General features: G+C 38.6%; 1 pseudogene. It reads right to left on the minus strand.

The features are described from left to right. A pseudogene (locus tag JAO71_RS15675) lies at window positions 1-2,347 on the minus strand (hypothetical protein); the annotation flags it as partial.

Consider the following 2,347-nt stretch of genomic DNA (forward strand, 5'->3'; position numbering starts at 1 on the left):
TCATAATAACTTACAATGTAGCTTAATGGGTCTTGTCCGTCTAATACTTCTTCGTTTAAACTTTCTAAATCAAATTGTACACTATCATTGGTGGTGTCTCCATCGGTTTCCATATTATCATCACATTCTGAATAATCTAAGCTTTCCGTGTCTGGATTGACTTGTGCTGCTTCTTGAACTTCTATCACAAACGTTGTTGTGGTATCACAACCAGTGATGGTATTAGTGATGTTTACATAAATGGTTTGTGGGTTACTAGTGTTAGTGTATGGACTAACTAAGTCATTCATTGATTGGTCTGCTTCTGCTTGTGTCTCATGATAAGTGACTGTAAAGAGGGTTGGATCTTGTCCGTTTAGGATTTCGTCCGTTTTACTCTCTAAATCAAATCCGTATTGTCCGTCATTAAATAACTCGCAATAAATATAATCTGATATTGGCACTACTGCTGGTAATGGGTTGACCATGATATCAAAACTTACAATAGTGAAACATCCTGTTCCGCCTGTTCCTAAAGCGTCTGATCCATTTGTTACACGTACATATATAGTTTGTGGTGTAATGGCTACGCCTGGATTGTTTGGATCTTCATTACTATGCATGGTTGGATCTACAATCTGATTGCTTCCCATTAAGGCATCGTCTAAGTCTGTGTAGTAACTTGCACTAACGTTAGCTTCGCCATTGATGGTTGCTACCTCGTTTGTAGTTAGATCAAAGATTTCAATTAAATCGTTTGGTCCGACTACATCTACATCATCACACAACACGATATTATCTGGGTTTGGTGCTGGTGTTGGGTTGGGTAATACACGTATGGTTAAGGTTGTGAATGAGAAACAACCTGTGTCACCATCGGTAACACGTACATACACTGTTTGTGGATTGGCTGGATTGGTACCGACCATCATGTTAGTGTATTGCGTTGGGTCTGTTATAGCATTACTGTCTGCGGTAGCATCGGCTTGTGTTTCGTAATACGTCACAATCCAACTGGCATCTCCTGCTGTGATTTCATCATTTTTAACGGTTAAATCAAAAGTGGCTATCTCATCATTGTTTTCGTAATAATTAGCATCTAACTCATCACAAATTGTTAATGGTGTTGGTTGTACGATTACTGGTGGAAATTCTACACTGATTATAAATTCGCCTGTACTAACACATCCATTGGTATTGCTTACTAAACGTATATAAATAGTTTGTGGGTTGGTCGCGTTGGTATAGTTACCTGTGTTGACTATTGGACTACTTCCAGTTTCTGCATTGGCTTGTGTGGTGTGGTATGTTAGTGTGAAATCTGATGGGTTTTGAGTTCCTAGGATTTGTGGTGTCATAACCGTATCAAAATCAAATTGATTGAATCCATCGTCATTATCATCACAGACTACGTAATCGTCTATTGCTACTGGTACTACTGGTGAGGGTTGTACGTCTAATGGTAGTATAACGATAGTAAAACACCCTGTATTGTCGTTTTCTGCACGTACATAAACCATTTGGGTATTGGCTACAATGTTAGTGTATGGACTTATTAAAACATTAATGTCGTTGATGGCATCTGATTCTGTTTCGTGGTAACTAATAGTGACATCTGGTTCTCCGTTTAAAATTGCTGTGGTTTGACTGTCTAAATCAAAACTTGAGAATCCGTCATTGTCATCATCACATACTACTAATGTTGCTGGTGTGGCTTGTGGTGATGGTGTTGGGTTTACTCGTAAATCTAAAGTAATGGTACTAACGCAATTAGTCACATTGTCTTGGGCTCTGATATACACGGTTTGTGCATTGGCAACATTGGTATAAGGACTAAAAATTTGGTCTGCTGCTGTTGCATTATCGGCTCCGGATTGTGTGAAGTAGTACGTTAACGTAATACCACTTTGTCCGTTTAAAATCTGTGCATTGGCATCTTCTAAAGTAAATTCTTCTTGGGCTAAAGCGCTAGTTTCTCCTGGTAAATCGGTAGCGTTACATAACTCTAATGCATCAGGTTGTACTAATACTGGTAATGGATTAACCACTAAATCCATTGTTGTTACTGTTGAACATCCATTAGCGTTATCGTCTACTCTTACCCAAATGGTTTGTAAATCTGGCGTGGTGTTTACGTAAGCATTTGGTGTTGCTATTGCATTTTGTGGCACTTCTGCATTGGCTAGAGTCTCGTAAAATGTAATTGTGTAATCTGCTGTTGCTAGATCGTTACTGGTATCTGAATCTAACTGGTTTAAAATCTCTGCATTATTTAATTCTAAATCAAAAACCGCAATACCATCTGTATCGTTATCACAAACTTCTAATGGACTTGGGTCTGTGATTTGTGGGGTTGGGTAGACGATTA

It is taken from the genome of Olleya sediminilitoris (assembly GCF_016785945.1).
GTDB classification, from domain to species: domain Bacteria; phylum Bacteroidota; class Bacteroidia; order Flavobacteriales; family Flavobacteriaceae; genus Olleya; species Olleya sediminilitoris.